Here is a 23,153-nt window from a genome sequence, read left to right as displayed (position 1 = left end):
CATTTGGCGAACAGCTGACCGATGTCCTTGAACGCCTTGAACTCCAGGGCGTTGCCGCAGGGGTCGAAGAGGAACATCGTGGCTTGTTCGCCCACCTGCCCCTGGAAACGCACATAGGGTTCGATCACGAACCGCGTGTCCCGCGCCCGCAGCCGATCGGCCAGGCGCTCCCACTCGTCCCAGCCCAGCACCACGCCGAAATGCGGGACCGGTACGTCGTGGCCGTCCACCGCATTGCTGTGGGCGGCTTCCTGGTAGGCCATCTTCGGCGACTCGTGGATCACCAGTTGGTGGCCGAAGAAGTCGAAGTCCACCCAGTGGTCGCTGCTGCGGCCTTCGGCGCAGCCGAAAACCTCGCCGTAGAAATGCCGGGCGGCCGCCAGGTCGTACACGGGAATGGCGAGGTGAAAGGGACCGAGGGCCATGGCGGAACTCCAGAACGATGAATGTCCGTTGATTCTAGTAACGATAATTCTGATTAAAAGCGAATATCCTTGCTCGCAACCACGAACAAAATCGATCAGTCGGGTGGCCCATGCTGCGTGAGTTGAAAACCTTCGTGACGGTCGCCCGCCAGGGCACCTTCGCCGCCGCGGGCCAGCGGGTAGGCCTGACCCAGTCCGCCGTCAGCGCGCAGATGCGTGTGCTGGAACAGGGCCTGGGCGTGCGCCTGTTCGACCGCAGTGGTCGCGCCGCGGTGTTGAACGCGGCCGGCCGGCATGCCTTGCCGCTGGCCGAACAGATGCTGGCGCTGTATGCGCAGATGGCCCTGCCGACGGCGGTGGCCGAGTGGCAGGGCGAGCTGAAGATCGGGGCCATCGCCACGGTGCAGACCGGCCTGCTGCCGGAGGTGCTGCCACGCTTTCGTGCCATTGCGCCGCGGGTCGAGCTGAAGCTGGTACCGGGGGTGTCGCTGAACCTGCTGAGCCAGATCGACGCCGGCGAGCTGGACCTGGCGGTGATGATCAAGCCGCCCTTCGAGCTGCCCAAGGAACTGCTGCTGGTCGATCTGAAGCGCGAGCCGTTCGTGCTGATCGCGCCACCGGGCGTCGAGGGCGACGAGCCGCTGCGCCTGCTGGCCGAGCAACCCTTCGTGCGCTACGACCGCAGCTCGTTCGGCGGGCGCCAGGTCAGCCGTTTTCTGCGCGAGCAGCGCCTGGAGGTCCACGAAGCCCTGGAGCTGGACGAGGTGGACGCCATCGTGCGCATGGTCGAATGCGGGCTGGGGGTATCGCTGATCCCGCGGGCCGGCCTGTGGCTGCACCGGAATACGCGGGTGCGGGTGATCGAGCTGGGCGCGCTGACCTTTCACCGCGAGCTGGTGGCGGTGCTGCGCCGGGCCCAGCGCCAGCCCGCCCTGGAGAGTTTGCTGGCGTGCCTGTGCGAGGCCAGTCAGGGAGAGCTATCGGCACCGTAGGAGCGGCCTTGGCCGCGAGCTTTTTTCCGGCTGAGTTCGCTAAAAGCTCGCGGGCAATCGGAATGCCGCCCAGCCGCTCCTACAGGACGGTGTTGTGGCCATAAAAAATGCCGCGCCCGGTAAGGGGCGCGGCATTCTTCGAGGCCGTTACGGGGGCGGGTTCTTAGAACGCCGGCACCACCGCACCCTGGTATTTCTCCAGGATGAAGGCTTTGACTTCAGGGCTGTTCAGCGCCTTGGCCAGCTTCTGGATGGCCACGCTGTCCTTGTTGTCGGCGCGAGCGACCAGGTTGTTGACGTATGGCGAGTCGCTGCCTTCGATGGCCAGGGCGTCCTTGGTCGGGTTCAGCTTGGCTTCCAGGGCGTAGTTGGTGTTGATCAGCGCCAGGTCGACCTGGGTCAGCACGCGCGGCAGGGTCGCGGCTTCGAGCTCACGCACCTTGATGCTCTTCGGGTTCTCGGCGATGTCCTTGGGGGTGGCCAGGATGTTCGAGGAATCCTTGAGGGTGATCACGCCCGCCTTCTGCAGCAGCAGCAGGGCACGGCCGCCGTTGGTGGCGTCGTTCGGGATCACCACGGCGGCGCCTTGCGGCAGTTCCTTGATGTCCTTGATCTTGCTGGAGTACGCGCCGAAGGGCTCGACGTGCACGCCGACCACGCTGACCAGCTCGGTGCCACGGCTCTTGTTGAACTCGTCCAGGTACGGCTGGTGCTGGAAGAAGTTGGCGTCCAGGCGCTTCTCGGCGACCTGCACGTTGGGCTGCACGTAATCGGTGAAGACCTTGATGTCCAGCTCGACGCCGTCTTTGGCCAGGGCCGGTTTGACGAATTCGAGGATCTCCGCGTGCGGCACGGCGGTGGCGGCGATGCGCAGGGATTCAGCCTGGGCGGCGCCGGAGAACGCGGCGACGACGGCGAGGGCAGTCAGCAGTTTTTTCATGAACGACTCCTTGTGGCGACGCCTGTCGCCTTATTTTCTTGAAAAGTGCACCACCAGCTTGTCGCCGACGGTTTGCAGAATTTGTACGAGCACCACAAGCAGCGCCACGGTCACGAACATCACGTCCGTCTGATAGCGTTGATAGCCATAACGCACCGCCAGGTCGCCCAGGCCGCCGCCGCCGATCAGGCCGCTCATTGCGGTGTAGGACACCAGGGTAATGACGGTCACCGTGATGGCTGCAAGGATGCCAGGCAGCGCTTCGGGCAACAGGGCGTTGAAGATTATCTGCCGGGTGTTGGCACCCATGGCCTGGGTCGCCTCGATGATGCCGCGGTCAACTTCGCGCAGGGCGGTTTCCACCAGCCGTGCGAAGAACGGCGTGGCACCGACTACCAGCGGCGGAATGGCGCCCACTACCCCAAGCGACGTGCCGGTAATCATCACGGTGAGAGGGATCATCAGGATCAGCAGGATAACGAAAGGGATCGACCGGAGAACGTTCACCACCAGCGCCACGACGCTATAAAGCGCCTTCTGCTCGAACATCTGCCGAGGCCCGATAAGGAACAGCAGCACGCCGAGGGGCAGGCCGAACAGTATGGTGAATGGCATGGTGCCGCCGAGCATGTACAGGGTATCGAGGCTGGCGTAGCCGATTTCCGCCCAGTCGACGTTGGGCAGCAGGCGAGTCATCAGGGCTTCCATCAGCGCAGCACCTCCAGGTGAACGTCGGCGGCGCCGAAGCGGGCGATGGCGGCGTCGATGTCGCCGCCGGTCAGGGCCAGGGTCAGCTGGCCGTAGGGGGTGTCCTTGATGCGGTCGATACGGCCGGCCAGGATGCTGTAGTCCACCCCGGTCTCCCGGGCCACGGTGCCGAGCAGCGGTGCGTAGGTCGATTCACCCTGGAAGGTCAGGCGCAGAATGCGGCCGCTGACATGGGCGAAGTCGTCGCGCTGCTCCTCTTCGTCGACATGCTCGGATTCGAGCACGAAGCGGCGGGTGGTCGGGTGCTGCGGGTGCAGGAAGACATCGGCTACCGGGCCCTGTTCGACGATCACGCCGGCATCCATCACCGCCACGCGGTCGCACACCCGGCGGATCACGTCCATCTCGTGGGTGATCAGTACGATGGTCAGGTTCAGCTCGCGGTTGATCTCGGCCAGCAGTTGCAGCACCGAGGCGGTGGTCTGCGGGTCGAGGGCGCTGGTGGCCTCGTCGCAGAGCAGGATCTTCGGCCGGGTCGCTAGAGCCCGGGCGATGCCCACACGCTGTTTCTGCCCGCCGGACAGCTGTGCCGGGTATTTGTTGGCGTGGTCCTGAAGACCGACGCGCTCGAGCAGCGCGGCGACGCGCTGATCGATCTCCGCGGTTGCCACGCCAGCCAGCTTCAAGGGCAGGGCGACGTTGGCGGCGACGGTTTTCGAGGACAGCAGGTTGAAGTGCTGGAAGATCATGCCGACCTGTTGGCGGAATCGGCGCAGCCCATCGGCATCGAGGGCGGTGACGTCGATACCGTCGACGTTGATGCGTCCGCCCGAAGGCTCTTCGAGGCGGTTGATCAGGCGCAGCAAGGTGCTTTTGCCCGCGCCGGAGTGGCCGATGATGCCAAACACTTCGCCGCGGGCGATGTGCAGGTCGGTCGGCTGCAGGGCAGGAATGGCGTGGCCACCGACGCGATACGCCTTGTGGACAGACTGGAATTCGATCACGCGTTGAAACCTTTTGGGTTTGTCGAGCTGCCGGGTAGGCATAAAAAGGCGGCTAGTCTACTCGCCGCCGCTTAGGCCGCAAAAATCTTTCTGGAGCTATGAATATAGCCAGAGAGAATTAGTCACTGGCGCGTTGCAGCCAGTGTAGTTGCCCGCCGTGCCTGCGTTACGGACGCTGCGGGCTGAGGATCAGCTGCGGCGTCTGGGTCGGCTTGATCGCCTGGCTGAGACGCGGGGTGAAACCCGGGTCGAGCCGCTTGATGCGTGCATTGAGCAGGGCCGCGACCCAGGGGTAGTCCTTGGCCTGGCGCACTTCGATGTGCACCGCACAGCGGAACGCCACCACGTCTTCGGCCACGCGGTCGAGCAGGCTGCGCAGGCGTTCATTGTCCTGGTTGTCGAGCATCGGCAAGGGCACCACGCTGCTGGCGGCGGCCGGGTCGATCAGCTTGGCCTTGGGCGCGGCCGGCGCCGGGGCAGGCTGCTGTTCGGTGGCCTGCAGCGCCGCGGCCTGGTGGTCGGCGGCCAGTTTCAGCTGGCGAGCCTGTTCGTGGCGGGCGAGCTCGGCCCGCGCGGCAGCCTGTTCGGCTGCTCGGCGCGCGTTTTCGGCGGCGTTCACTTCGGCTTCACGGGCCTGGGTGATGGCGCCGTCCAGGCCGGTGGTCAGGGCCGGTGCCTGGGGCATCAGGCTGCGGGCGTGGCTCAGGGCCTTGGTGGCGTGGTTCAGGTCGCCGCTCTGCAGGGCCTGTTGCCCCTGGGCCAGGTAGGCTTCGGCGAGCTGGCGCTGGTACTGCTCCAGGCGGGTGTCGCCCTGGGCCCGCTGCTGCAGGCTGGCCAGCTGGCTTTCGGCCACGGTCAGTTGACCGCTGGCCAGGCTCTGGTCGAGCTGACGGAAGGAGCTGACCAGGTCGTCAGTCGGCAGGTTGGCCGGTTGTGGCGCACTCTGGCAGCCGTGCAACAGCAGCGAAACCGTGAGTAAAGCAAGAGCACGTGAGGCGAACGACTTCATTCCTGCGAGTCTCAAGTTGTGCAAAAAACGCGCAAGTCTACACCGCCAGCGGGCCAGAGCCAAACCTGCGCCGTTTCGACGCAGGTTTGGCGGCGATCGCGTCTTCTACGCCGCGCGGCGTGGCAGGGCGAAGCTGAGCAGGAACAGGCTGGCGGCGGCGACCACGATGGACGGTCCGGCGGGGGTATCTTCGAACCAGGACAGGCTGAGGCCCGCGCACACCGCGACGATCCCCAGCAGGCTGGCACCGAAGGCCATCTGTTCAGGCGTGCGGGCATGGCGCTGGGCGGCGGCGGCCGGAATGATCAGCAGCGAGGTGATCAGCAGCACGCCGACGATCTTCATGGCCACGGCGATGACCACGGCGATCAGCAGCATCAGGCTCAGGCGGATGGCGGCCACCGGCAGGCCTTCGACCCTGGCCAGTTCCTCGTGCACGGTGATCGCCAGCAGAGGGCGCCAGAGCACGGCGAGCATCACCAGCACCAGGGCGCTGCCGCCGATGATCCAGGCCAGGTCGGTGGGGCCCACCGCCAGCAGGTCACCGAACAGGTAGCCCATCAGGTCGATGCGCACGTCGCGCATGAAGCTCAGGACCACCAGGCCCAGGGACAGGGTGCTGTGGGCAAGGATGCCGAGCAGGGTGTCGGATGCCAGCGGCTGGCGGGTCTGCAGGGTGACCAGCAGCACCGCCAGCAGCACGCAGCCCACGGTCACCGCGAAGGTCGGGCTGACATCCAGCATCAGTCCCAGAGCGACGCCGAGCAGCGCGGCATGGGACAGGGTGTCGCCGAAATAGGCCATGCGCCGCCAGACCACGAACGAACCCAGGGGGCCGGCGACCAGGGCCAGCGCCAGGCCGGCGAGCAGGGCGTTGAGCAGGAAATCAGCCATGGTTGCAGCCGTCTCCGTGCACATGGGGCTGGACCCGGCCCTTGATGGTCAGGCCCGGGGCGACCACTTCGCCATGCAGGTCATGGGCGTGGTCGTGATGGTGGTGGTAGACCGCGAGGCTCTTGGCGTCCTGGCCGAACAGCTCGACGAATGCCGGGTCGCCGCTGACCTGCTCGGGGTGGCCGGAGCAGCAGACGTGGCGGTTCAGGCAGACCACCTGGTCGGTGGTGCTCATCACCAGGTGCAAATCGTGGGAGACCATCAGCACGCCGCAGCCGTGGCGGTCGCGCAGGCGGGTGATCAGGCGGTAAAGCTCGGCCTGGCCGGCGACGTCCACGCCTTGCACCGGCTCGTCGAGTACCAGCAGTTCCGGCTTGCGCAGCAGGGCGCGGGCCAGCAGCACGCGCTGCAGTTCACCGCCGGAGATGCCTTGCAGCGGGCTGTCGATCACATGGCTGGCGCCCACTTCGGCCAGGGCGGCGGCCGCGTCGTCGCGTTTTACCCCCGGCACCAGGCGCAGGAAGCGCAGCACGCTGAGCGGCAGGGTGGCGTCCACGTGCAGCTTCTGCGGCATGTAGCCGACACGCAGGCGCGGTTTGCGCCAGACGTCGCCGGTGTCGGGCTTGAGCAGGCCGAGCACGGTGCGCACCAGAGTGGTCTTGCCGGCGCCGTTGGGGCCGATCAGGGTGACGATCTCGCCGGGCTTCACGCCCAGCTGGACGTCTTGCAGCACAGGCTGCCCGGCGAATTTGACGCCCACGCCATCGAGGCGGATCAGCACGTCGCTCATCAGGACTCCCGGCAACCCGCGCACAGGCCGATCACTTCCACGGTCTGGCCTTCCACGCTGAAGCCGACTTCCTTGGCGCTGGCGACGATGGCCTCGCTGATGGAGGTCTGCTCCAGCTCGATCGCCGCGTGGCAGGTGCGGCAGATGAGGAACTGCCCCTGGTGCGCGTGTTCCGGCTGGTTGCAGCCGACGAAGGCGTTGAGCGAGGCGATGCGGTGCACCAGGCCGTTTTCCAGCAGGAAATCCAGCGCACGGTACACGGTCGGCGGCGCGGCGCGGCGGCCGTCTTCATCGCTCAGCACGCCGAGGATGTCGTAGGCACCCAGCGGCTTGTGGCTTTGCCAGACCAGCTCCAGCACACGCTTGCGCAAGGCGGTCAGGCGCAGGCCTTGGCGTGCGCAGATGTTTTCCGCTTCGCTCAGGGCGTGGCTGACGCAGCGGGAATGGTCATGTGGGCGTGAAGCCAGGGGTGTAAGAATCATGGGCGGCGACGACTTGGCGTGGAGACGTTATTATATTACCCGTTCCTACCTGCTTGAGTGTTCCCCGTGTCGCGTCTTTTTTCGATCATTGGTCTGATTGTCGTCGGTCTTTCCACCAGCCTCACCGTGCGGGCCGAGGTGAGCGTGCTGACCAGCATCAAACCCTTGCAACTGATTGCCGCCGCCGTCCAGGACGGTGTCGGCGAGCCTGCGGTACTGCTGCCGCCGGGTGCCTCGCCGCACCATTACGCCCTGCGTCCTTCCGACGTGCGCCAACTGCGCGAGGTGGAGCTGTTCTATTGGGTCGGCGAAGACCTGGAGAACTTCCTGCCCCGGGTGCTCAGCGGGCGCGACAAGCCCAGCGTGGCGGTGCAAGCGTTGCCGGGCATGACCTTGCGGCACTTCGGTGACAGCCATGGCGAGCATGACCATGGACACGACGATCACGATCACGATCAAGGCGACCACGACCACGACCACGACCACGACCACGACCACGATCATGGCGATGCCCACGAGCACGACCATGACCACCGGCCGGGCTCGTTGGATGCCCACCTCTGGTTGCTGCCGGCCAATGCCCGGGTCATCGCGGCGCGCATGGCGGCGGACCTGGCGATTGCCGACCCGGCCAACGCGGCGCGCTATCAGGACAACTTCACCGCCTTCGACCAGCGCCTGGCTGTCCTGGATAAACGCCTGAAGGAGCGCCTGGCAGGGCTGTCCGGCAAGCCGTACTTCGTCTTCCACGAGGCGTATGACTACTTCGAGGCGGCATACGGCCTCAAGCACACCGGGGTGTTCAGCGTGGGCAGCGAGGTTCAGCCGGGGGCTCGACACGTGGCGGCCATGCGCGCGCGCCTGGAGGCCGTCGGCCCGACCTGCGTGTTCAGCGAGCCGCCGATGCGCCCGCGCCTGGCGCAGACCCTGACCGCCGGCCTGCCGGTGACCCTGGCCGAGCTGGACGCCATGGGCGGCGCCCTGAAAGCGGACAAGCAGGGCTATGAAACCCTGCTGGACAGCATGGCCGATCAGTTGGTGGATTGCCTGGGCGCGCTCTGAGCCTGCCCCTTTTTCAGAAAGCGACAGTCAGAAGGCGCCTGTCAGAAGGCGAATGGCAGCGGCAGGTCGACCCGCTGCCGTTGTGCCAGGCGGCGCTGGAACTCGGCGGGATCGTGAATCAGCACTTCCTGGCCGGCGAAGGATTCAGCGGCGATCAGGCGTGACAGCCAGAACCGCACGCAGGCCACGCGCAGCATGGTCGGCCACAGTTCCGCCTCGGCGGCGCTGAACGGGCGCAGGGCCGCATAGGCCCCCAGCAGTGCCCGGGCGCGGGCAGCGTCCAGCGCGCCCTCTTCATCGGAACACCAGTCGTTCAACGCGATGGCCAGGTCATAGAGCATCGGGCCCGAGCAGGCGTTGTAGAAGTCGATCACCCCTGCCAGGTGCGGCCCGTCGAACAGCACGTTGTCGCGGAACAGGTCCGCGTGCAGGTTGGCGCGCGGCAGTGCCTGGATGCGGGCCTTCATGTCCTGGATTTCCGCCAGCGCATAGCGCAGCAGCGGCAGCTCGGCCTCCGGCAGCTTCAGGGCCAGGCTCGGCCCTTCGGCAAGCATCCAGTCCAGGCCGCGGTCGCTCTTGCGTTCCAGGGGGCTGTTGCGGGTGGCCAGGTGAATGCGCGCGAGCAGCGCGCCCACTTCCTGGCAGTGATGGGGGTTCGGCTGGCTGATGTGCTTGCCAGCCAGGCGCGGCTGCAGCAGCGCCGGCTTTTCCGCCAGGCTGCGCAGCGCCTCGCCTTCGGTCGTGCGCAGGGCGTAGGGCACCGGCAACCCGGCGTCGTGCAGGACGTCGAGCAGTTCGATGAAGAACGGCAGGTCGTCACTGGGGCCACGCTCGACCAGGGTCAGGACGAATTCGCCCTGCTCCAGGCTGACGAAGAAGTTGCTGTTTTCGCTACCGGCGGCAATACCCTGGAAGTCGCGCAGACGACCCAGGCCATAAGGGGCCAGGAAGGTTTCGAGCTCGGGACGCTCCAGGGGGGTGAACACCGACATATCAGGACTGCCTTATTGCCTTACCAACTGAAGATTTCCCAGGCCGGGATGAGCATGTCCGGGTCGTCCGAGCGGACGAAACTGCCTTCGCTGCCATCGGCGCGCACCAGGAAATAGGGCTTGCCGCCCTTGGGGGTGACTTTGATTGCGTACAGGAAACCGTTGACCCGGTATTCCTCCACCGTGCGATCGCCATCCTGGCGGATGGTCACATCGGGATCGGCGGACGGTGCATCATCCGCGTAACTCGCCAGCGGAACACAGGCCAGGAGGCTGAGCAGTACCAGGCGATTGAGTGTGCGCATGATAACCTTATCCCTTTATCGTCAATGGTCGGCCCAGTTTAACCCCGGCCCTCAGGAAAAGGTTGATCCTGCGCATGTCTAACGCCCCCCTCGTTCTGGTCGATGGTTCCTCGTACCTGTACCGCGCGTTCCATGCCCTGCCCCCGCTGACCACCTCCAAAGGCATGCCTACCGGAGCGGTCAAGGGCGTGCTGAACATGCTCAAGAGCCTGCGCAAGCAGTACCCGAACAGCCCCTTCGCGGTGGTGTTCGATGCCAAGGGCGGCACCTTCCGTGATGAACTGTTCGCCGAGTACAAGGCCAACCGCCCGTCCATGCCCGATGACCTGCGCGTCCAGGTCGATCCGCTGCACGCCAGCGTCCGGGCCCTGGGCTATCCGCTGCTGTGCGTCGAAGGCGTCGAAGCGGACGACGTGATCGGCACCCTGGCACGCCAGAGCGCCGCCGAGGGGCGCGACGTGGTGATCTCCACCGGCGACAAGGACATGGCGCAGCTGGTTTGCCCGCACGTTACGCTGGTCAACACCATGACCGGTAGCGTCTACGACATCGATGGCGTGAAAGCGAAGTTCGGTGTCGGTCCTGAGCTGATCATCGACTACCTGGCGCTGATGGGCGATAAGGTCGACAACATTCCCGGCGTGCCCGGTGTCGGCGAGAAAACCGCCCTGGGCCTGCTGGTCGGTGTGGGCGGTGGCCTCGATGTGATCTACGCCAACCTCGACAAGGTGCCGGAACTGCCGATCCGCGGCGCCAAGGGCCTGCCGGCCAAGCTCGAAGAACACCGCGACATGGCCTACCTGTCCTACGAGCTGGCGACCATCAAGCTCGACGTGCCGCTGAACATCCAGATCGACACCCTGCTGCCTGGCGAGGCCGACGTGCCCGCCTTGCTGGAGCTGTATGGCGAGCTGGAATTCAAGAGCTGGCGCGATGAGTTGCTGCGCCAGAACAAGACCCCGGAGGCCAAGCCCGCCCCGGTGGCTGCCCCGTCTGCCGACCTGTTCAGCCTGGCCCACAGCGAGAGCGGCGAGCCCGCTGCCCCCGGCACCGCCGCGCTGCCGGAGCCGACTGGCGACTACCAGGTGGTGCTCGAACAGGCCCAGTTCGACGCCTGGCTGGCCAAGCTCAAGGCCGCCGAGCTGATCGCCTTCGACACCGAGACCACCAGCATCGACGCCCAGCAGGCGCAACTGGTCGGCCTGTCGTTCGCGGTCAAGGCCGGCGAGGCCGCCTACATTCCGGTCGCCCACTCCTACATGGGCGTACCGGCGCAGCTGGACCGTGATGCGGTGCTCCAGGCGCTCAAGCCGATTCTCGAAGACCCGAACAAAGCCAAGGTCGGCCAGCACGCCAAGTACGACATGAACGTACTGGCCAATGCCTCGACGCCAATCAGCGTCCAGGGCGTGGCCTTCGACACCATGCTCGAATCCTATGTGCTGGACTCCACCGCGACCCGCCACGACATGGACAGCCTGGCCCTCAAGTACCTGGGGCACAGCACCATCGGTTTCGAGGACATCGCCGGCAAGGGCGCCAAGCAGCTGACCTTCGACCAGATCCCCCTGGAGCAGGCGGCGCCCTACGCCGCGGAAGATGCCGACGTGACCCTGCGCCTGCACCAGACCCTGTGGCAGAAGCTGGAAGCGACCCCGTCCCTGACCTCCGTGCTGCATGACATCGAGATGCCGCTGGTGCCGGTGCTGGCGCGCATCGAGCGCCAGGGCGCGCTGGTGGATGCCAAGCTGCTCGGGCAGCAGAGCCACGAGCTGGGCGAGAAGATGGTGGCGCTGGAGCGCCAGGCGTTCGAGATTGCCGGTGAGGAGTTCAACCTGGCGTCGCCCAAGCAGCTGGGGGTGATCCTCTACGAAAAGCTCGGCCTGCCGATCCTCAGCAAGACCGCCAAGGGCCAGGCGTCCACGGCCGAAGCGGTGCTCGCCGAACTGGCCGAGCAGGAGTTCGAGCTGCCCAAGGTGCTGATGCAGTACCGCTCCCTGAGCAAACTCAAGAGTACCTACACCGACCGCCTGCCGGAGCAGATCAACCCGCGCACCGGGCGTATCCACACCAGCTACCACCAGGCCGTGGCCTCCACCGGGCGCCTGTCCTCCAGCGACCCGAACCTGCAGAACATTCCGGTGCGCACCGCCGAAGGCCGGCGCATCCGCCAGGCGTTCGTCGCGCCCAAGGGCTACAAGCTGCTGGCGGCGGACTACTCGCAGATCGAGCTGCGCATCATGGCCCACCTGTCCCGGGACGAAGGTTTGCTCAACGCCTTCCGCAACAACCTGGACGTGCACACCGCGACAGCAGCGGAAGTGTTCCGCGTCGAGCTGGCGGACGTGACGTCCGAACAGCGCCGCAGCGCCAAGGCAATCAACTTCGGCCTTATCTATGGCATGGGTGCGCAGAAGCTCGGCAAGGACATCGGCGTCGACACCAAGCAGGCCAAGGCCTACATCGACACCTACTTCGCCCGTTACCCGGGGGTGCGCGACTACATGGAGCGCACCCGCGCCCAGGCGGCGGACCAGGGCTTCGTCGAGACCCTGTTCGGGCGCCGGCTGTACGTGCCGCTGATCAGATCCAGCAAACCGCAGGAGCGCGCCGGTGCCGAGCGCACCGCGATCAACGCGCCGATGCAGGGCACGGCGGCGGACATCATCAAGAAGGCGATGGTCGCGGTGGATAACTGGCTGAGCGAATCCGGCCTGGACGCCAAGGTCATCCTGCAGGTGCACGACGAACTGGTGCTGGAGGTCCGCGAGGACCTGGTCGAGCAGGTGAGCGAGCAGATCCGGCCGTTGATGGGCAATGCCGCGGCACTGGATGTACCGCTGCTGGTCGAGGTGGGGATTGGCGACAACTGGGATGAAGCGCACTGATCGAAAGGGCTGCGGCATAACGCCGCATCTGTTTCAGTTTGCTTACACCTATAACGCATCAGGAAATCGCTGCTTATTCCTAAAGGATTTTAGGCGGCGATGAACTTTGCCGTTGAACGGGCAGTCAGAGTTTTGGAATGGCCGTTAAAGCCTTTCAATGCTCCTTTGTTGTGTTAAGTGTTGGCAGACATCTGAACCCCGCCCTAGCGGTTCAGACCCTTAAACCCCGAACTTCTCCCTCCCCATATGAAGCTCGGGGTTTTTTTTGCCTGAAGAAAAGTGGCGGCGTGCCGCTCAGGCCTCTTCTTCCGCGTCCTGCGCGAACTCGCCCAGCTCCATCCACTCGGCCAGAACGGCCTGGGCATCTTCCACGCCCAGGCGCTTGGGTGCCGAGAACAGCTGGATGCTCACGCCCTCGCCCCAGCGCTTGCGGATGTCCTGCTGGACCTTGAGCAGGGCGGTCTTGGCCGCGCCGAAGGCCAGCTTGTCGGCCTTGGTGAGCAGGATGTGCATGGGCATGTCGCTGCCATGGGACCAGTCGAGCATCAGTTGGTCGAACTCGGTCAGCGGGTGACGGATGTCCATCATCAGAATGATGCCGCGCAGGCTTTCCCGGCTGCTCAGGTAGGCCTCCAGGTGCTTCTGCCAGTGCTGCTTGAGCGGGATCGGCACCTTGGCGTAGCCGTAACCGGGCAGGTCGACCAGGCGGCGCTCGTCATCCAGGCGGAAGAAGTTCAGCAACTGGGTGCGCCCCGGCGTCTTCGAGGTGCGCGCCAGGCTGGCGTGGGTCAGGGTGTTCAGCGCGCTGGACTTGCCGGCGTTGGATCGCCCGGCGAAAGCCACCTCGTAACCCTGGTCATCCGGGCACTGGTCGACCTTGGCGGCACTGATCTGAAAGGTGGCTTGTTGGCACAGGCCGATGATGGGGTTCTTGGCGTGCATCAGGAATTCCGGTGATGGCGGGGCGTGCCCGGGCAAGCGTAAAAGAGTGGCATGGGCGCGCAGTGTACGGACAATGGCCGGCGAATGCCGCCCTGTGTCCGACTCATCCGCCGACACGACCCCTTTTCGCAGCCTGGGTGGCGTGCAGGGTGCTTGCGACATATCAGCGCAGGCGGCCGCTCATGGCCCCGTGCGGCAAGCGGCGTCGTTTCCGTTTCGTCTTCGCCAAGTATATAATGCCGCAGATTTTGTGTGCACATTGTCCCAACCGCAGGATATGTTCACGGGAACGCCATAAACAGGCTGCCCATAGAAGGCGGACCGTTCCCCTCCCTGATGAGGCTGATCTGATGATGAAAAAAATGCTGCTCGTTGCTGGTGTATTGATGCTGTCCTTCAATACCCAGGCTGCTCAGGATCCTGAAGCCGTCTACGCCCGTGCGTGTGCGGCCTGCCATAACGGCCAGTTGCCGATGGCGCCCAAGAAAGGCGACAAGGCCGCCTGGGAGCCGCGTATGGCAAAAGGTATGGACGCGATGGTGCAGAGCGTCACCAATGGTTTGAACGCCATGCCGCCGCGTGGTTTGTGCATGGACTGCACAGCCGAGGATTACCAAGCCGTCATCAAGTTGATGACCGAGTAAGCCCGGACAATAACTCTTTCTCTCTTAGCCGTAGTTGGATTAGCTGATGAACAAAGTACTCGTGAGTCTGCTGTTGACCCTGGGCATCACCGGCCTGGCCCACGCCGCTGGTGACGCCGCTGCCGGTCAGGGCAAGGTGGCAGTGTGTGGCGCATGCCACGGTGCCGACGGCAACAGCGCCGCCCCGAACTTCCCGAAACTGGCTGGTCAGGGCGAACGTTACTTGCTCAAGCAGTTGAACGACATCAAGTCCGGCGCTCGCCCGATCGTTGAAATGACCGGCATGCTCGATGGCCTGAGCGATCAGGACCTGGCAGACGTGGCGGCCTACTTCGCCAGCCAGAAAATGAGCGTCGGCGCGGCTGATCCGAAACTGGTCGAGCGCGGTGAAGCGCTGTTCCGCGGCGGCAAGCTGGAAGAAGGCATGCCGGCTTGCACCGGTTGCCACTCCCCGAACGGCGCCGGCATCGCCGCTGCAGGCTTCCCGCACCTGGGTGGCCAGCACGCCGGCTACGTGGCCAAGCAGCTGACCGATTTCCGCGAAGGCAACCGCACCAACGACGGCGACAGCATGATCATGCGCGCCATCGCGGCCAAGCTGAGCAACAAGGACATCGAAGCGGTATCCAGCTACGTGCAAGGTCTGCACTGAGTGCGTAACAGAGTGAAACGCTGAATCTGGAAAAGGGTGGCTACGGCCACCCTTTTTCGTTATCGGCCCCGCTACAATAGCCGGAACCTGACGTGCGGCTGCCAGTCGAAGAGCAGCTGTCCGCAGTACTCATCGCCAAGGAGTCACGCATGCGTAACCTGATTCTCTCTGCTGTCCTCGCCAGTGCGAGCCTGTTCGGTATGGCTGCCCACGCCGACACCATCGAGGCCGGCAAGCAGTACGTCGAACTGTCGAATCCGGTACCGGTTTCCAAGCCGGGCCAGATCGAGGTGGTCGAGCTGTTCTGGTACGGCTGCCCGCATTGCTACCAGTTCGAGTCCACCATCAACCCGTGGGCCGAGAAGCTGCCGAAAGACGTCAACTTCGTGCGTATTCCTGCACTGTTCGGCGGTGTCTGGAACGCCCACGGCCAGATGTTCATCACCCTGGAAAGCATGAAGGTCGAGCACAAGGTGCACAGCGCCGTGTTCGATGCCATCCACCGTCAGGGCAAGAAGCTGGCGACCCCGGATGAAATGGGCAACTTCCTCGCCACCCAGGGCATCGACTACGACGCCTTCATCAAGGCCTACAACTCCTTCGGCGTGAAGAGCCAGATGGAAAAGGCCAAGAAGCTGGCCATGGCCTACCAGATCACTGGCGTTCCGGTGATGATCGTCAACGGCAAGTACCGTTTCGACATCGGCAGCTCCGGCGGCCCGCAGCAGGCGCTGGAAGTGGCTGACTTCCTGATCCAGAAGGAACGCGCCGCGCAGTAAGCGCTGCGCCACGCGTATGTTGCGCCGCTGGCAACGTACTCGGCAGGTTGGCCTGTGTGATCCACGGGTCAACCCGCAATGCGCTGTCTCTGACGACTGGCCGGCGGATGGCCGGCTGCGTCTCCTGAGCTTCAACATCCAGGTCGGCATCAGTACCGAGCGCTATCGGCACTATCTGACCCGCGGCTGGCAGCACCTGCTGCCGCACAACAGCCGCGCCCTGAATCTGCAACGCATCGGCGAGATGCTCAATGACTACGACCTGGTGGCCCTGCAGGAAGCCGATGGTGGCAGCCTGCGCTCCGGCTTCGTCAATCAGGTCGAACACCTCGCCCACCTCGGCGCCTTTCCTTATTGGTACCAGCAGCTCAACCGCAACCTGGGGCGGTTCGCCCAGCACAGCAACGGCGTGCTCAGCCGGCTGCGGCCCACCCTGCTGGAAGACCATCCGTTGCCCGGCCCGCCCGGACGGGGTGCCATGCTCATGCGCCTGGGCGAAGGTCCGGATGCCGTGGTGGTGGTGATGATGCACCTGGCGTTGGGGCCGCGGACCCGTACGCGCCAGCTGGCCTATATCCGCGAGTTGATCAGCGGCTACCGGCACCAGGTGCTGATGGGCGACATGAACACCCACGCCACGGACCTGCTGCAGCATTCGCCGTTGCGCGACCTGGGCCTGCTCGCCCCGCAGATCGAGGCGACCTTCCCCAGCTGGCGGCCCCAGCGCTGCCTGGACCACATCCTGCTGAGCCCCGGCCTGCAGCTGGAACGCTTCGAAGTGCTGCCCATGCCCATTTCCGACCACCTGCCGGTGGCGGTAGAAATTCGTTTGCCCGGTACACTGGGTGGCCCTACGCCACCTATGCTGAATACGCCATCCCACGGGTAACAACCACATATGAGCGACGATGTTCAGCGGTGGAAAGAGAAGTACCTCGCCAGCCTCGAGCAGCAGGAAAAGCTGGAGCGACGCTGGGATTCACGCGTCGACCTGCTGCGCCGTGGCCTGGTGCGCAGCAGCCTGGCCGCCGAAGGGGCGGACAAGGCGGTCGACCAGTGCATGCAGGACCTGCGCGAGATCCTGCGCCGCGATGACATGGATGGCGGCCTCTCGGCGCTGATCCCGCGTCTGGAAAAGACCGTCCTCGACTCCGAACAGCGCCGTCAGCAGCGCGCCGAACAGGTCACGACCGCGCTCTCCGCCCTGGCTGCACAGCTGCTCAAGCAAGACCTGCCGCGGGATGTGCGCAAGCCGCTGAAAAGCTATGCCAAGAGCCTCGGCGGCCGGGCCGGACAGGTGCGCGAGTTGCCGGCATTGCTCGCCGAACTCAGCCGCCTGCAGGAGCAGGCACTGGCGGTGCTCGGCCGTGAACACGTCGAGCAACCCGGCCTGCTCGCCCGGTTGTTCGGCAACCGTGACACCGAAGGCGCCCCGGCGGAACCCTCCGCCCCGACGCCCGAACCTGCACCGGTGCAGGGCGAAGTCAGCCTGACGCCTGAACCGGCTCCGGTCGCCGCCCCGCTGGAGATTGCCGAGCGCCAGCCTTCCGTGGCCGCGCTTGACGCCGCGCGCCTCGAACCGCTCGATGCACCCGCACCCGCACCCGCACCCGCACCCGCACCCGCACCCGCACCCGCACCCGCACCCGTCGCATCGCCTGTGCCCAGTGCGCCCGCCAGGGCCGCGCTGGGTCGCTCGGCATCGGCGCTGGACAGCCTGCCGGTTCCGCTCGACCTGCTGCAGGTCGAACGGGCGGCAGACGATGCGGCGCCGGTCGACGAGGTCGCGCAGACCTCTGCCGACCCGGAATACGCCCTGCCGCCGGTGCCAGAGCCCGGTTACAGCGCCATTGCCAGCCACGTGGAGGCCACGCTGCTCGGCCTGCTGGACCAACTGACCCTGCCCGAGCGTCACCAGGGCCAGGCCGAGGTGCTGCGCGAGCGCATCCAGGCGGGCCTGAACATGTACGAGCTGGTGCCGGTCCTGGACGACCTGGCCGTGCTGATGCTGGCGATCGCCGACGTTGGCCAGCGCGAATTCGAGGGCTACCTCAAGCAGCTCAACGAGCGCCTGGCGACCTTCCAGGGGGGCTTGCAGGACGCCCACGACGGCTACGCCGTGTCCATGGACGCGGCGCGTGAACTGGACAACGAGTTGCGCCAGCAGGTCGATGGGCTGCACAGCAGCGTGCAGGACGCCACCGACCTGGACAGCCTCAAAGGACTGGTGGAGTCCCGCCTCAACGGGCTGCTGGGCACCATGGAGCAGTACCAGTTCCAGCGCGACGAGCGCGAGCAGGCGGTGGCCGACCGGCTGCAGACCCTGGTCGAGCGCGTGGCGAGCATGGAGCAGGAAGCCAAGGGCTTCCGCGATCACCTGGAAGAGCAGCGGCAGAAGGCGCTGCTCGATCCGCTGACCGGCCTGCCGAACCGCGCGGCCTGGAGCGAGCGCCTCGACCTGGAGCTGTCACGCTGGCAGCGCTACGGCGGCGACCTGCTGCTGGCCGTGGTGGACATCGACCACTTCAAGCGTATCAACGACGCCTACGGCCACCTGGCCGGCGACAAGGTCCTGAAGATCATTGCCGGTGAGCTGAACAAGCGCCTGCGAAAGACCGACTTCATCGCCCGTTTCGGCGGCGAGGAATTCGTGCTGCTGATTCCGTCCACGCCGTTCGACGCCGGCGTGCAACTGATGGAAACCCTGCGCGGGGCCGTCGAGGCCTGCCCGTTTCACTTCAAGGGCGAGCCGGTCACCATCACCCTGTCGGCCGGGATCAGCGCCTTCAACGCATCGGAGCGCAGCGATCAGGTCTTCGAACGGGCCGACCAGGCGCTGTACCGCGCCAAACGCGACGGGCGCAATCGCGTCGAGCGCGGCTGACCGCCCGCCGCGTCAGGCGGCGTGCGGCATGTACGGCCGCCAGGTCTCCGGAATCTGCTCCAGGCGCGGATAGTTCAGCGCATCCAGCTGCAGGTGCGGCAGCAGGAACGGCGTGTGCCGCAGGTGCTGCGGGATATGGCGCAGCTCCGGCAGCCACAGGCTGACGTACTCGGCCTCGGGGTCGTACTCGCGGGCCTGGTGCAGGGCGTTGAACAGCTGCCGGCGCTGCGGGTCGCTGCCGATGCCGGCCAGGTACGCCCAGTTGCCCCAGTTGCTGGCGGGGTCATAGTCGATCAGGTGCTCTTCGAACCAGGCGGCGCCGTACCGCCAATCCTGCTGCAGGTCCATGATCAGGTAGCTGGCGACCACCTGTCGCCCACGGTTGGAGATATAGCCCGTGGTGGCCAGTTCGCGCATGGTGGCGTCCACCAGCGGCATGCCGGTGCGGCCCTGGCACCAGTGCTCGAAGCGTTCGTCCAGCTGCATCGGCGCGTGTTCGGTAGCCTTCAGGCTGCCCGCCTTGAACAGGGCGCTGCCATGGCGCAGCAGGGTCCAGCGGAAGAATTCACGCCACAGCAATTCCGCCCACAGGCAGTCGGTGGATTCGTTGCGGCCGTACTGCGATTCATGTCGGCGCAGTTCGGCCACCGCACGGCGCGGCGACAGGCTGCCGTTGGCCAGCCAGGGCGAAAACTTCGAGGAGTACTCGCTGCCGATCATGCCGTTGCGGGTGTCCTTGTACTGGCGCACCCCCTGGGTATTCCACAGGTAGTCGCGCAGGCGTGCCTGGGCCGCGATCTCGCCGCCGGAAAAGGGGAAGGCGCTGCCGGCCACGCTGAGCGGTTCGCCCAGGCCCATCTGCGACAGCGTCGGCAGGCCGGCGAGCAGCTCGTGGGCGCCGTCGGGCAGCGGCGGCAATTGCTCCGGCGCGGGACGGGGCTGGAACACGTGCAGGCGCTCTTCGATCAGCGCACGGAACTGAGTGAACACCTGGGGCAGCTCGTTCACCGGGCACGGCAGGTCGTCGGTCCTGAACAGACCGTTGCTCTGCAGCTCCACCAGCGGCAGGGTGCCGAGGCGCTGGCGCACGCGGTTGAGCTGGGAGGATTCTTCCGGGGCGATTTCGGCGAGGGTCAGCACCTGCTGCAGGCTGAAGCGTTCGACCAGCTCGGGGATCACCTCCTCGGGGATGCCCGGCACCACCAGCAGGTTCGAGCCACGCTGGCGCAGGGCGCCGTCCAGGGCCACCAGGCTCTCCAGCAAAAAGCGCGCGCGGTGCACGCCAAGGCGTCGGCTGCCGAACTCGTTCAACTGCAGTTGCGCCGGGTCGAGAATGAACACAGGCAGCAACTGTTCGGCGCTCAGGCCGGCCTGTACAGCGGGGTGATCGTCGAGACGCAGGTCTTGTTTGAACCAGAGCAACGCGCGCATGGCGTGATCCTCAGCGAGTGAGTCGATGGGATTCGGATAACGAATGTCGAAACAAGTTCAGTGGCGTCTGCGGCGGGCGGGTCGGGCTGACGCCAAACCGGCGCAACGAGGCGTATTGCAAACAGACTAGCTGGTCCTGCGCCAGTAAACTGTGGCGATCTGTTTCAGGAGTGCTACATGGATATCTTCGGCATCGCCGTGCTGATCTTTCTGGTCACCGACCCCTTCGGCAACATCGCCATTTTCATCGCCGCCTTGAAGAACGTGGCGCCCAAACGGCGCCTGCTGGTGGCCGGTCGCGAGCTGCTGTTCGCCCTCGGTCTGTTGCTGCTGTTCCTTACCTTTGGTGACAAAGTCCTCAGCGGCCTCGGCCTGTCGCGGGAGGCAACGGCGATCGCCGGGGGTATCATCCTCTTCGTCATTGCCATGCGCCTGATCTTCCCCAGCCCTCAGGGCGTGCTCGGCGACGTGCCGGATGGCGAGCCGATGCTGGTGCCGCTGGCTACGCCGGCAGTGGCCGGGCCTTCCGCCCTGGCGGTGCTGATGACCCTGCGCAATACCCACGAAGGACCCCTCTGGGAGTTGTACCTGGCGGTGATCCTGGCCTGGGCGGCAACGGCCTTCATCCTGTTGCAGGCGTCTTTCCTGCAGCGGTTCCTCGGCCCTCGCGGGCTGACCGCAGTGGAGCGACTGATGGGCATGCTGTTGATCATGCTCAGCGTCGACATGCTGTTGGACAACCTACAGAGTGTGTTGCATATCAGCCCATGAGAGTTCTCTGCCTGACCCTGTTGTTCGCCCTGCTCGCTGGCTGCGCCAGCGGGCCGACTATCGATACCCGCTACACCGCCGTCGGCCAGAACAGCCGGGTCCAGTACATCGTCCTGCACTACACCTCCACCGACCTGGCGAACTCGCTGCGCCTGCTGACCCAGGAAGAGGTGAGCAGCCATTACCTGATCGGCGACGCGCCACCGACCATCTACCGCCTGGTGGACGAGAACCGCCGGGCCTGGCACGTCGGTGACAGCGAGTGGCAAGGGCGGACCTGGCTCAACGGCACCACCATCGGCATCGAGCTGGTCAACCAGGGCTACTACGACACCCCGCGCGGCCGCTACTGGCAGCCGTTCTCCGAGGCGCAGATCGACCAGCTGGTCGTCCTGCTCAAGGACATCATGCAGCGCCATCAGCTGCCGCCGGGCAGCATCCTGGCCCATAGCGATGTGGCACCGCAGCGCAAGGTCGACCCGGGCCCGCTGTTCCCCTGGAAGCGCCTGGCCGACGAGGGCCTGATGCCCTGGCCGGACGCCAGCGCCGTCGCCCGCGAGCAGGCGCTGTTCGCCAATGCCCTGCCCAGCGTCGCGTGGTTCCAGGAGCAGCTGGCCCGCCAGGGCTACCGGGTCGACCGCCATGGCGAGCTGGACCAGGCCACGCGCAACGTGCTGGCCGCCTTCCAGATGAAATACCGCCCGGCCCGCTACGACGGCCAGCCGGATGCGGAAACCGCGGCCCTGCTGCTGGTTCTCGGCACCCAGAAGCCTTGATACCTCGCAGGCAGGTGCCCTGCCTGTTGGTCAGGGTGCCTGTCTGTTGTCCCGCCTCGATGTCATTTAGCTACTGAATCAGAAGCCGCTGTCTCCTGTTTCCTGCGTCGCCGTGCGCGGTGTTTTTTGCTCGAAGGCTCTAGGTCAAGCTTTCGGACAAAGTGCATGCAAAAATGTATACAAAACTATGGTCAAGTGATCCATTGATTGTCTACAGTGCTCGGACAAGAACAACAGCGAGTACCACGGCATGACGATTTCATCGGCTAAGACGTCTCCATCGCTACGCCCGGAAGACGAGAATCTCGGTATCGGCGCCAACCTTGCGTATGGCTTGCAGCATGTGCTGACGATGTATGGAGGCATCGTTGCGGTGCCGCTGATCGTGGGGCAGGCCGCCGGCCTGTCCTCGGCGGACATCGGCTTGCTGATCGCCGCTTCGCTGTTCGCCGGTGGCCTCGCCACCCTGCTGCAAACCATCGGCCTGCCGTTCTTCGGCTGCCAGCTGCCCCTGGTTCAAGGTGTGTCGTTCGCCGGTGTTGCCACCATGATCGCGATCATTGGCAGCGATGGCGCCGGGGGGCTGCCCGCGGTGTTCGGTGCGGTGATCGCCGCCTCGCTCATCGGTCTATTGATCACCCCGGTGTTTTCCCGCATCACCAAGTTCTTTCCGCCCTTGGTCACGGGCATCGTCATCACCACCATCGGCCTGACGCTGATGCCGGTGGCGGCGCGCTGGGCCATGGGCGGCGACAGCACCGCACCGGACTTCGGCAGCATGGCCAACATCGGCCTGGCGGCACTGACCCTGGTCACCGTGCTGCTGCTGAGCAAGCTGGGCAGCTCGAGCATCTCGCGCCTGTCGATCCTGCTGGCCATGGTCATCGGTACCCTGGTGGCGGTCGTGCTGGGCATGGCGGACTTCTCCCAGGTGGGCGAGGGGCCGCTGGTGGCCTTCCCGGCGCCGCTGCATTTCGGCATGCCGACCTTCCATGTGGCGGCCATCCTGTCGATGCTGATCGTGATCATCGTGACCCTGGTGGAAACCTCCGCCGACATCCTCGCGGTGGGCGACATCATCGAGACCAAGGTGGATTCCAAGCGCCTCGGCAATGGCCTGCGGGCCGACATGATTTCCAGCATGTTCGCGCCGCTGTTCGGCTCGTTCACCCAGAGCGCGTTCGCCCAGAACGTCGGCCTGGTGGCGGTGACTGGGGTGAAGAGCCGCTACGTGGTGGCCACCGGCGGGCTGATCCTGGTGACACTGGGGCTGCTGCCGGTGATGGGGCGGCTGGTCGCCGCCGTGCCCACCTCGGTACTCGGCGGGGCTGGGGTGGTGCTGTTCGGCACCGTCGCGGCCAGCGGCATTCGTACCCTGTCCAAGGTCGACTACCGCAACAACATGAACCTGGTGATCGTCGCCACGTCCATCGGCTTCGGCATGATCCCCATCGCCGCGCCGACCTTCTACCACCACTTCCCGGCCTGGTTCGAAACCATCTTCCATTCCGGCATCAGTTCGGCGGCGATCATGGCCATCCTGCTGAACCTGGCGTTCAACCACGTCAAGACCGGCAACTCGGACCAGCAGTCGGTGTTCGTCGCCGGCAGCGAGCGAACCCTGTGCTACCAGGACATCGCGGCGCTCAACGACGGCGACTACTTCAAAGGAGGCAAGCTGTTCGATGCGGGCGGAAATGAGGTGCCGCTGGTCGACGATGGTTCCCCGACGCCCCAGGCCGCGGCCGAGCGGAAGCGGGCCGCTGCCGAGACGCACTGACGT

General features: G+C 65.5%; 23 protein-coding genes. 11 read left to right on the top strand and 12 right to left on the bottom strand.

The features are described 5' to 3' along the window. On the bottom strand, positions 1–425 hold a 425-nt coding region (locus tag N5C28_RS22705), incomplete at its 3' end, for a VOC family protein (RefSeq protein ID WP_279825643.1). A gap of 110 nt (positions 426–535) precedes the next feature. Between N5C28_RS22705 and N5C28_RS22700 the strand changes: the two genes are divergently transcribed. Then, positions 536–1,417, top strand: coding sequence for a LysR substrate-binding domain-containing protein (locus N5C28_RS22700; protein WP_279825641.1), 882 nt, complete (start codon positions 536–538; stop codon positions 1,415–1,417). 163 nt (positions 1,418–1,580) lie between these two features. Here the strand turns inward: N5C28_RS22700 and N5C28_RS22695 are convergent, their stop codons facing one another. From N5C28_RS22695 to zur, 7 genes are all read right to left on the bottom strand, one after another. Beyond that, complete coding sequence (locus tag N5C28_RS22695) at positions 1,581–2,357, bottom strand: MetQ/NlpA family ABC transporter substrate-binding protein (protein WP_279825639.1); 777 nt, start codon at positions 2,355–2,357, stop codon at positions 1,581–1,583. Between the two features lie 30 nt (positions 2,358–2,387). Next, positions 2,388–3,065, bottom strand: coding sequence for an ABC transporter permease (locus N5C28_RS22690; RefSeq protein ID WP_279825638.1), 678 nt, complete (start codon positions 3,063–3,065; stop codon positions 2,388–2,390). After that, positions 3,065–4,069 carry a methionine ABC transporter ATP-binding protein gene (locus N5C28_RS22685; protein WP_279825637.1) on the bottom strand — a complete coding sequence of 335 codons (1,005 nt, stop codon included), beginning with the start codon at positions 4,067–4,069 and terminating at the stop codon, positions 3,065–3,067. Before N5C28_RS22685 ends, N5C28_RS22690 begins: the two co-directional genes overlap by 1 nt. 166 nt (positions 4,070–4,235) lie before the next feature. Beyond that, a complete protein-coding gene (locus tag N5C28_RS22680) occupies positions 4,236–5,078 on the bottom strand; it encodes a PA5502 family lipoprotein (protein ID WP_279825636.1) in 843 nt (280 codons plus the stop codon). Positions 5,079–5,183: 105 nt separating this feature from the next. Next, positions 5,184–5,972 carry a zinc ABC transporter permease subunit ZnuB gene (znuB, locus tag N5C28_RS22675; RefSeq protein WP_279825635.1) on the bottom strand — a complete coding sequence of 263 codons (789 nt, stop codon included), beginning with the start codon at positions 5,970–5,972 and terminating at the stop codon, positions 5,184–5,186. After that, positions 5,965–6,762 carry a zinc ABC transporter ATP-binding protein ZnuC gene (gene znuC, locus N5C28_RS22670; RefSeq protein WP_279825633.1) on the bottom strand — a complete coding sequence of 266 codons (798 nt, stop codon included), beginning with the start codon at positions 6,760–6,762 and terminating at the stop codon, positions 5,965–5,967. Before znuC ends, znuB begins: the two co-directional genes overlap by 8 nt. Further along, positions 6,762–7,244 carry a zinc uptake transcriptional repressor Zur gene (gene zur, locus N5C28_RS22665; protein WP_279825631.1) on the bottom strand — a complete coding sequence of 161 codons (483 nt, stop codon included), beginning with the start codon at positions 7,242–7,244 and terminating at the stop codon, positions 6,762–6,764. Before zur ends, znuC begins: the two co-directional genes overlap by 1 nt. An 84-nt stretch (positions 7,245–7,328) precedes the next feature. Between zur and znuA the strand changes: the two genes are divergently transcribed. Further along, positions 7,329–8,306: a zinc ABC transporter substrate-binding protein ZnuA gene (gene znuA / locus N5C28_RS22660; RefSeq protein WP_279825645.1), complete on the top strand. Its 978-nt coding sequence runs from the start codon at positions 7,329–7,331 to the stop codon at positions 8,304–8,306. Between the two features lie 41 nt (positions 8,307–8,347). On the opposite strand, the gene N5C28_RS22655 is transcribed toward znuA, so the two are convergent. Together N5C28_RS22655 and N5C28_RS22650 are read right to left on the bottom strand one after the other, a co-directional pair. Further along, a complete protein-coding gene (locus tag N5C28_RS22655) occupies positions 8,348–9,298 on the bottom strand; it encodes a homoserine kinase (RefSeq protein WP_279825629.1) in 951 nt (316 codons plus the stop codon). 20 nt (positions 9,299–9,318) lie between these two features. Beyond that, complete coding sequence (locus N5C28_RS22650; RefSeq protein WP_279825628.1) at positions 9,319–9,603, bottom strand: DUF2782 domain-containing protein; 285 nt, start codon at positions 9,601–9,603, stop codon at positions 9,319–9,321. A 74-nt stretch (positions 9,604–9,677) separates the two neighbouring features. Between N5C28_RS22650 and polA the strand changes: the two genes are divergently transcribed. Further along, the gene (gene polA, locus N5C28_RS22645) at positions 9,678–12,491 is read left to right on the top strand and encodes a DNA polymerase I (protein WP_279825626.1); all 2,814 of its coding nucleotides are present in this window, start codon (positions 9,678–9,680) and stop codon (positions 12,489–12,491) included. A 294-nt stretch (positions 12,492–12,785) separates the two neighbouring features. On the opposite strand, the gene yihA is transcribed toward polA, so the two are convergent. Further along, on the bottom strand, positions 12,786–13,433 hold the full coding sequence (gene yihA / locus N5C28_RS22640) for a ribosome biogenesis GTP-binding protein YihA/YsxC (RefSeq protein WP_279825625.1): 648 nt from the start codon (positions 13,431–13,433) through the stop codon (positions 12,786–12,788). A 353-nt stretch (positions 13,434–13,786) separates the two neighbouring features. Between yihA and N5C28_RS22635 the strand changes: the two genes are divergently transcribed. From N5C28_RS22635 to N5C28_RS22615, 5 genes are all read left to right on the top strand, one after another. Beyond that, a complete protein-coding gene (locus N5C28_RS22635) occupies positions 13,787–14,077 on the top strand; it encodes a c-type cytochrome (protein WP_279825644.1) in 291 nt (96 codons plus the stop codon). Between the two features lie 46 nt (positions 14,078–14,123). After that, positions 14,124–14,729, top strand: a complete 606-nt coding sequence (locus N5C28_RS22630) for a c-type cytochrome (RefSeq protein WP_279825624.1) — start codon at positions 14,124–14,126, stop codon at positions 14,727–14,729. A gap of 149 nt (positions 14,730–14,878) precedes the next feature. Next, positions 14,879–15,508, top strand: a complete 630-nt coding sequence (locus N5C28_RS22625; RefSeq protein ID WP_279825623.1) for a thiol:disulfide interchange protein DsbA/DsbL — start codon at positions 14,879–14,881, stop codon at positions 15,506–15,508. 16 nt (positions 15,509–15,524) lie between these two features. Further along, complete coding sequence (locus tag N5C28_RS22620) at positions 15,525–16,397, top strand: endonuclease/exonuclease/phosphatase family protein (protein ID WP_279825621.1); 873 nt, start codon at positions 15,525–15,527, stop codon at positions 16,395–16,397. Positions 16,398–16,406: 9 nt separating this feature from the next. Next, positions 16,407–18,392 (top strand): diguanylate cyclase, encoded by a 1,986-nt coding sequence (locus tag N5C28_RS22615; RefSeq protein WP_279825620.1) that lies wholly within the window; start codon positions 16,407–16,409, stop codon positions 18,390–18,392. Between the two features lie 12 nt (positions 18,393–18,404). Here N5C28_RS22615 and N5C28_RS22610 read toward each other — a convergent pair whose 3' ends face one another. Then, positions 18,405–19,823: a DASH family cryptochrome gene (locus tag N5C28_RS22610; RefSeq protein ID WP_279825619.1), complete on the bottom strand. Its 1,419-nt coding sequence runs from the start codon at positions 19,821–19,823 to the stop codon at positions 18,405–18,407. Between the two features lie 177 nt (positions 19,824–20,000). On the opposite strand from N5C28_RS22610, the gene N5C28_RS22605 reads away from it, so the two are divergent. From N5C28_RS22605 to N5C28_RS22595, 3 genes are all read left to right on the top strand, one after another. Further along, a complete protein-coding gene (locus N5C28_RS22605; protein WP_279825617.1) occupies positions 20,001–20,594 on the top strand; it encodes a MarC family protein in 594 nt (197 codons plus the stop codon). Next, on the top strand, positions 20,591–21,370 hold the full coding sequence (locus tag N5C28_RS22600; protein ID WP_279825615.1) for an N-acetylmuramoyl-L-alanine amidase: 780 nt from the start codon (positions 20,591–20,593) through the stop codon (positions 21,368–21,370). Before N5C28_RS22605 ends, N5C28_RS22600 begins: the two co-directional genes overlap by 4 nt. A 250-nt stretch (positions 21,371–21,620) precedes the next feature. Next, positions 21,621–23,150, top strand: a complete 1,530-nt coding sequence (locus N5C28_RS22595) for a nucleobase:cation symporter-2 family protein (protein WP_279825613.1) — start codon at positions 21,621–21,623, stop codon at positions 23,148–23,150. Positions 23,151–23,153 lie beyond the last annotated feature (3 nt).

It is taken from the genome of Pseudomonas sp. GD03944, assembly GCF_029839275.1.
Classification (GTDB): domain Bacteria; phylum Pseudomonadota; class Gammaproteobacteria; order Pseudomonadales; family Pseudomonadaceae; genus Aquipseudomonas.
This window is presented reverse-complemented; position numbering and strand designations above follow the sequence as displayed.

Coding starts and splice junctions, on each gene's coding strand:
- N5C28_RS22700 (WP_279825641.1), top strand. CDS start 536: ATGCTGCGTGAGTTGAAAACCTTCGTGACGGTCGCCCGCCAGGGCACC.
- N5C28_RS22695 (WP_279825639.1), bottom strand. CDS start 2,357: ATGAAAAAACTGCTGACTGCCCTCGCCGTCGTCGCCGCGTTCTCCGGC.
- N5C28_RS22690 (WP_279825638.1), bottom strand. CDS start 3,065: ATGGAAGCCCTGATGACTCGCCTGCTGCCCAACGTCGACTGGGCGGAA.
- N5C28_RS22680 (WP_279825636.1), bottom strand. CDS start 5,078: ATGAAGTCGTTCGCCTCACGTGCTCTTGCTTTACTCACGGTTTCGCTG.
- znuB (WP_279825635.1), bottom strand. CDS start 5,972: ATGGCTGATTTCCTGCTCAACGCCCTGCTCGCCGGCCTGGCGCTGGCC.
- znuC (WP_279825633.1), bottom strand. CDS start 6,762: ATGAGCGACGTGCTGATCCGCCTCGATGGCGTGGGCGTCAAATTCGCC.
- zur (WP_279825631.1), bottom strand. CDS start 7,244: ATGATTCTTACACCCCTGGCTTCACGCCCACATGACCATTCCCGCTGC.
- N5C28_RS22655 (WP_279825629.1), bottom strand. CDS start 9,298: ATGTCGGTGTTCACCCCCCTGGAGCGTCCCGAGCTCGAAACCTTCCTG.
- N5C28_RS22650 (WP_279825628.1), bottom strand. CDS start 9,603: ATGCGCACACTCAATCGCCTGGTACTGCTCAGCCTCCTGGCCTGTGTT.
- polA (WP_279825626.1), top strand. CDS start 9,678: ATGTCTAACGCCCCCCTCGTTCTGGTCGATGGTTCCTCGTACCTGTAC.
- yihA (WP_279825625.1), bottom strand. CDS start 13,433: ATGCACGCCAAGAACCCCATCATCGGCCTGTGCCAACAAGCCACCTTT.
- N5C28_RS22635 (WP_279825644.1), top strand. CDS start 13,787: ATGAAAAAAATGCTGCTCGTTGCTGGTGTATTGATGCTGTCCTTCAAT.
- N5C28_RS22630 (WP_279825624.1), top strand. CDS start 14,124: ATGAACAAAGTACTCGTGAGTCTGCTGTTGACCCTGGGCATCACCGGC.
- N5C28_RS22625 (WP_279825623.1), top strand. CDS start 14,879: ATGCGTAACCTGATTCTCTCTGCTGTCCTCGCCAGTGCGAGCCTGTTC.
- N5C28_RS22620 (WP_279825621.1), top strand. CDS start 15,525: ATGTTGCGCCGCTGGCAACGTACTCGGCAGGTTGGCCTGTGTGATCCA.
- N5C28_RS22615 (WP_279825620.1), top strand. CDS start 16,407: ATGAGCGACGATGTTCAGCGGTGGAAAGAGAAGTACCTCGCCAGCCTC.
- N5C28_RS22610 (WP_279825619.1), bottom strand. CDS start 19,823: ATGCGCGCGTTGCTCTGGTTCAAACAAGACCTGCGTCTCGACGATCAC.
- N5C28_RS22605 (WP_279825617.1), top strand. CDS start 20,001: ATGGATATCTTCGGCATCGCCGTGCTGATCTTTCTGGTCACCGACCCC.
- N5C28_RS22600 (WP_279825615.1), top strand. CDS start 20,591: ATGAGAGTTCTCTGCCTGACCCTGTTGTTCGCCCTGCTCGCTGGCTGC.
- N5C28_RS22595 (WP_279825613.1), top strand. CDS start 21,621: ATGACGATTTCATCGGCTAAGACGTCTCCATCGCTACGCCCGGAAGAC.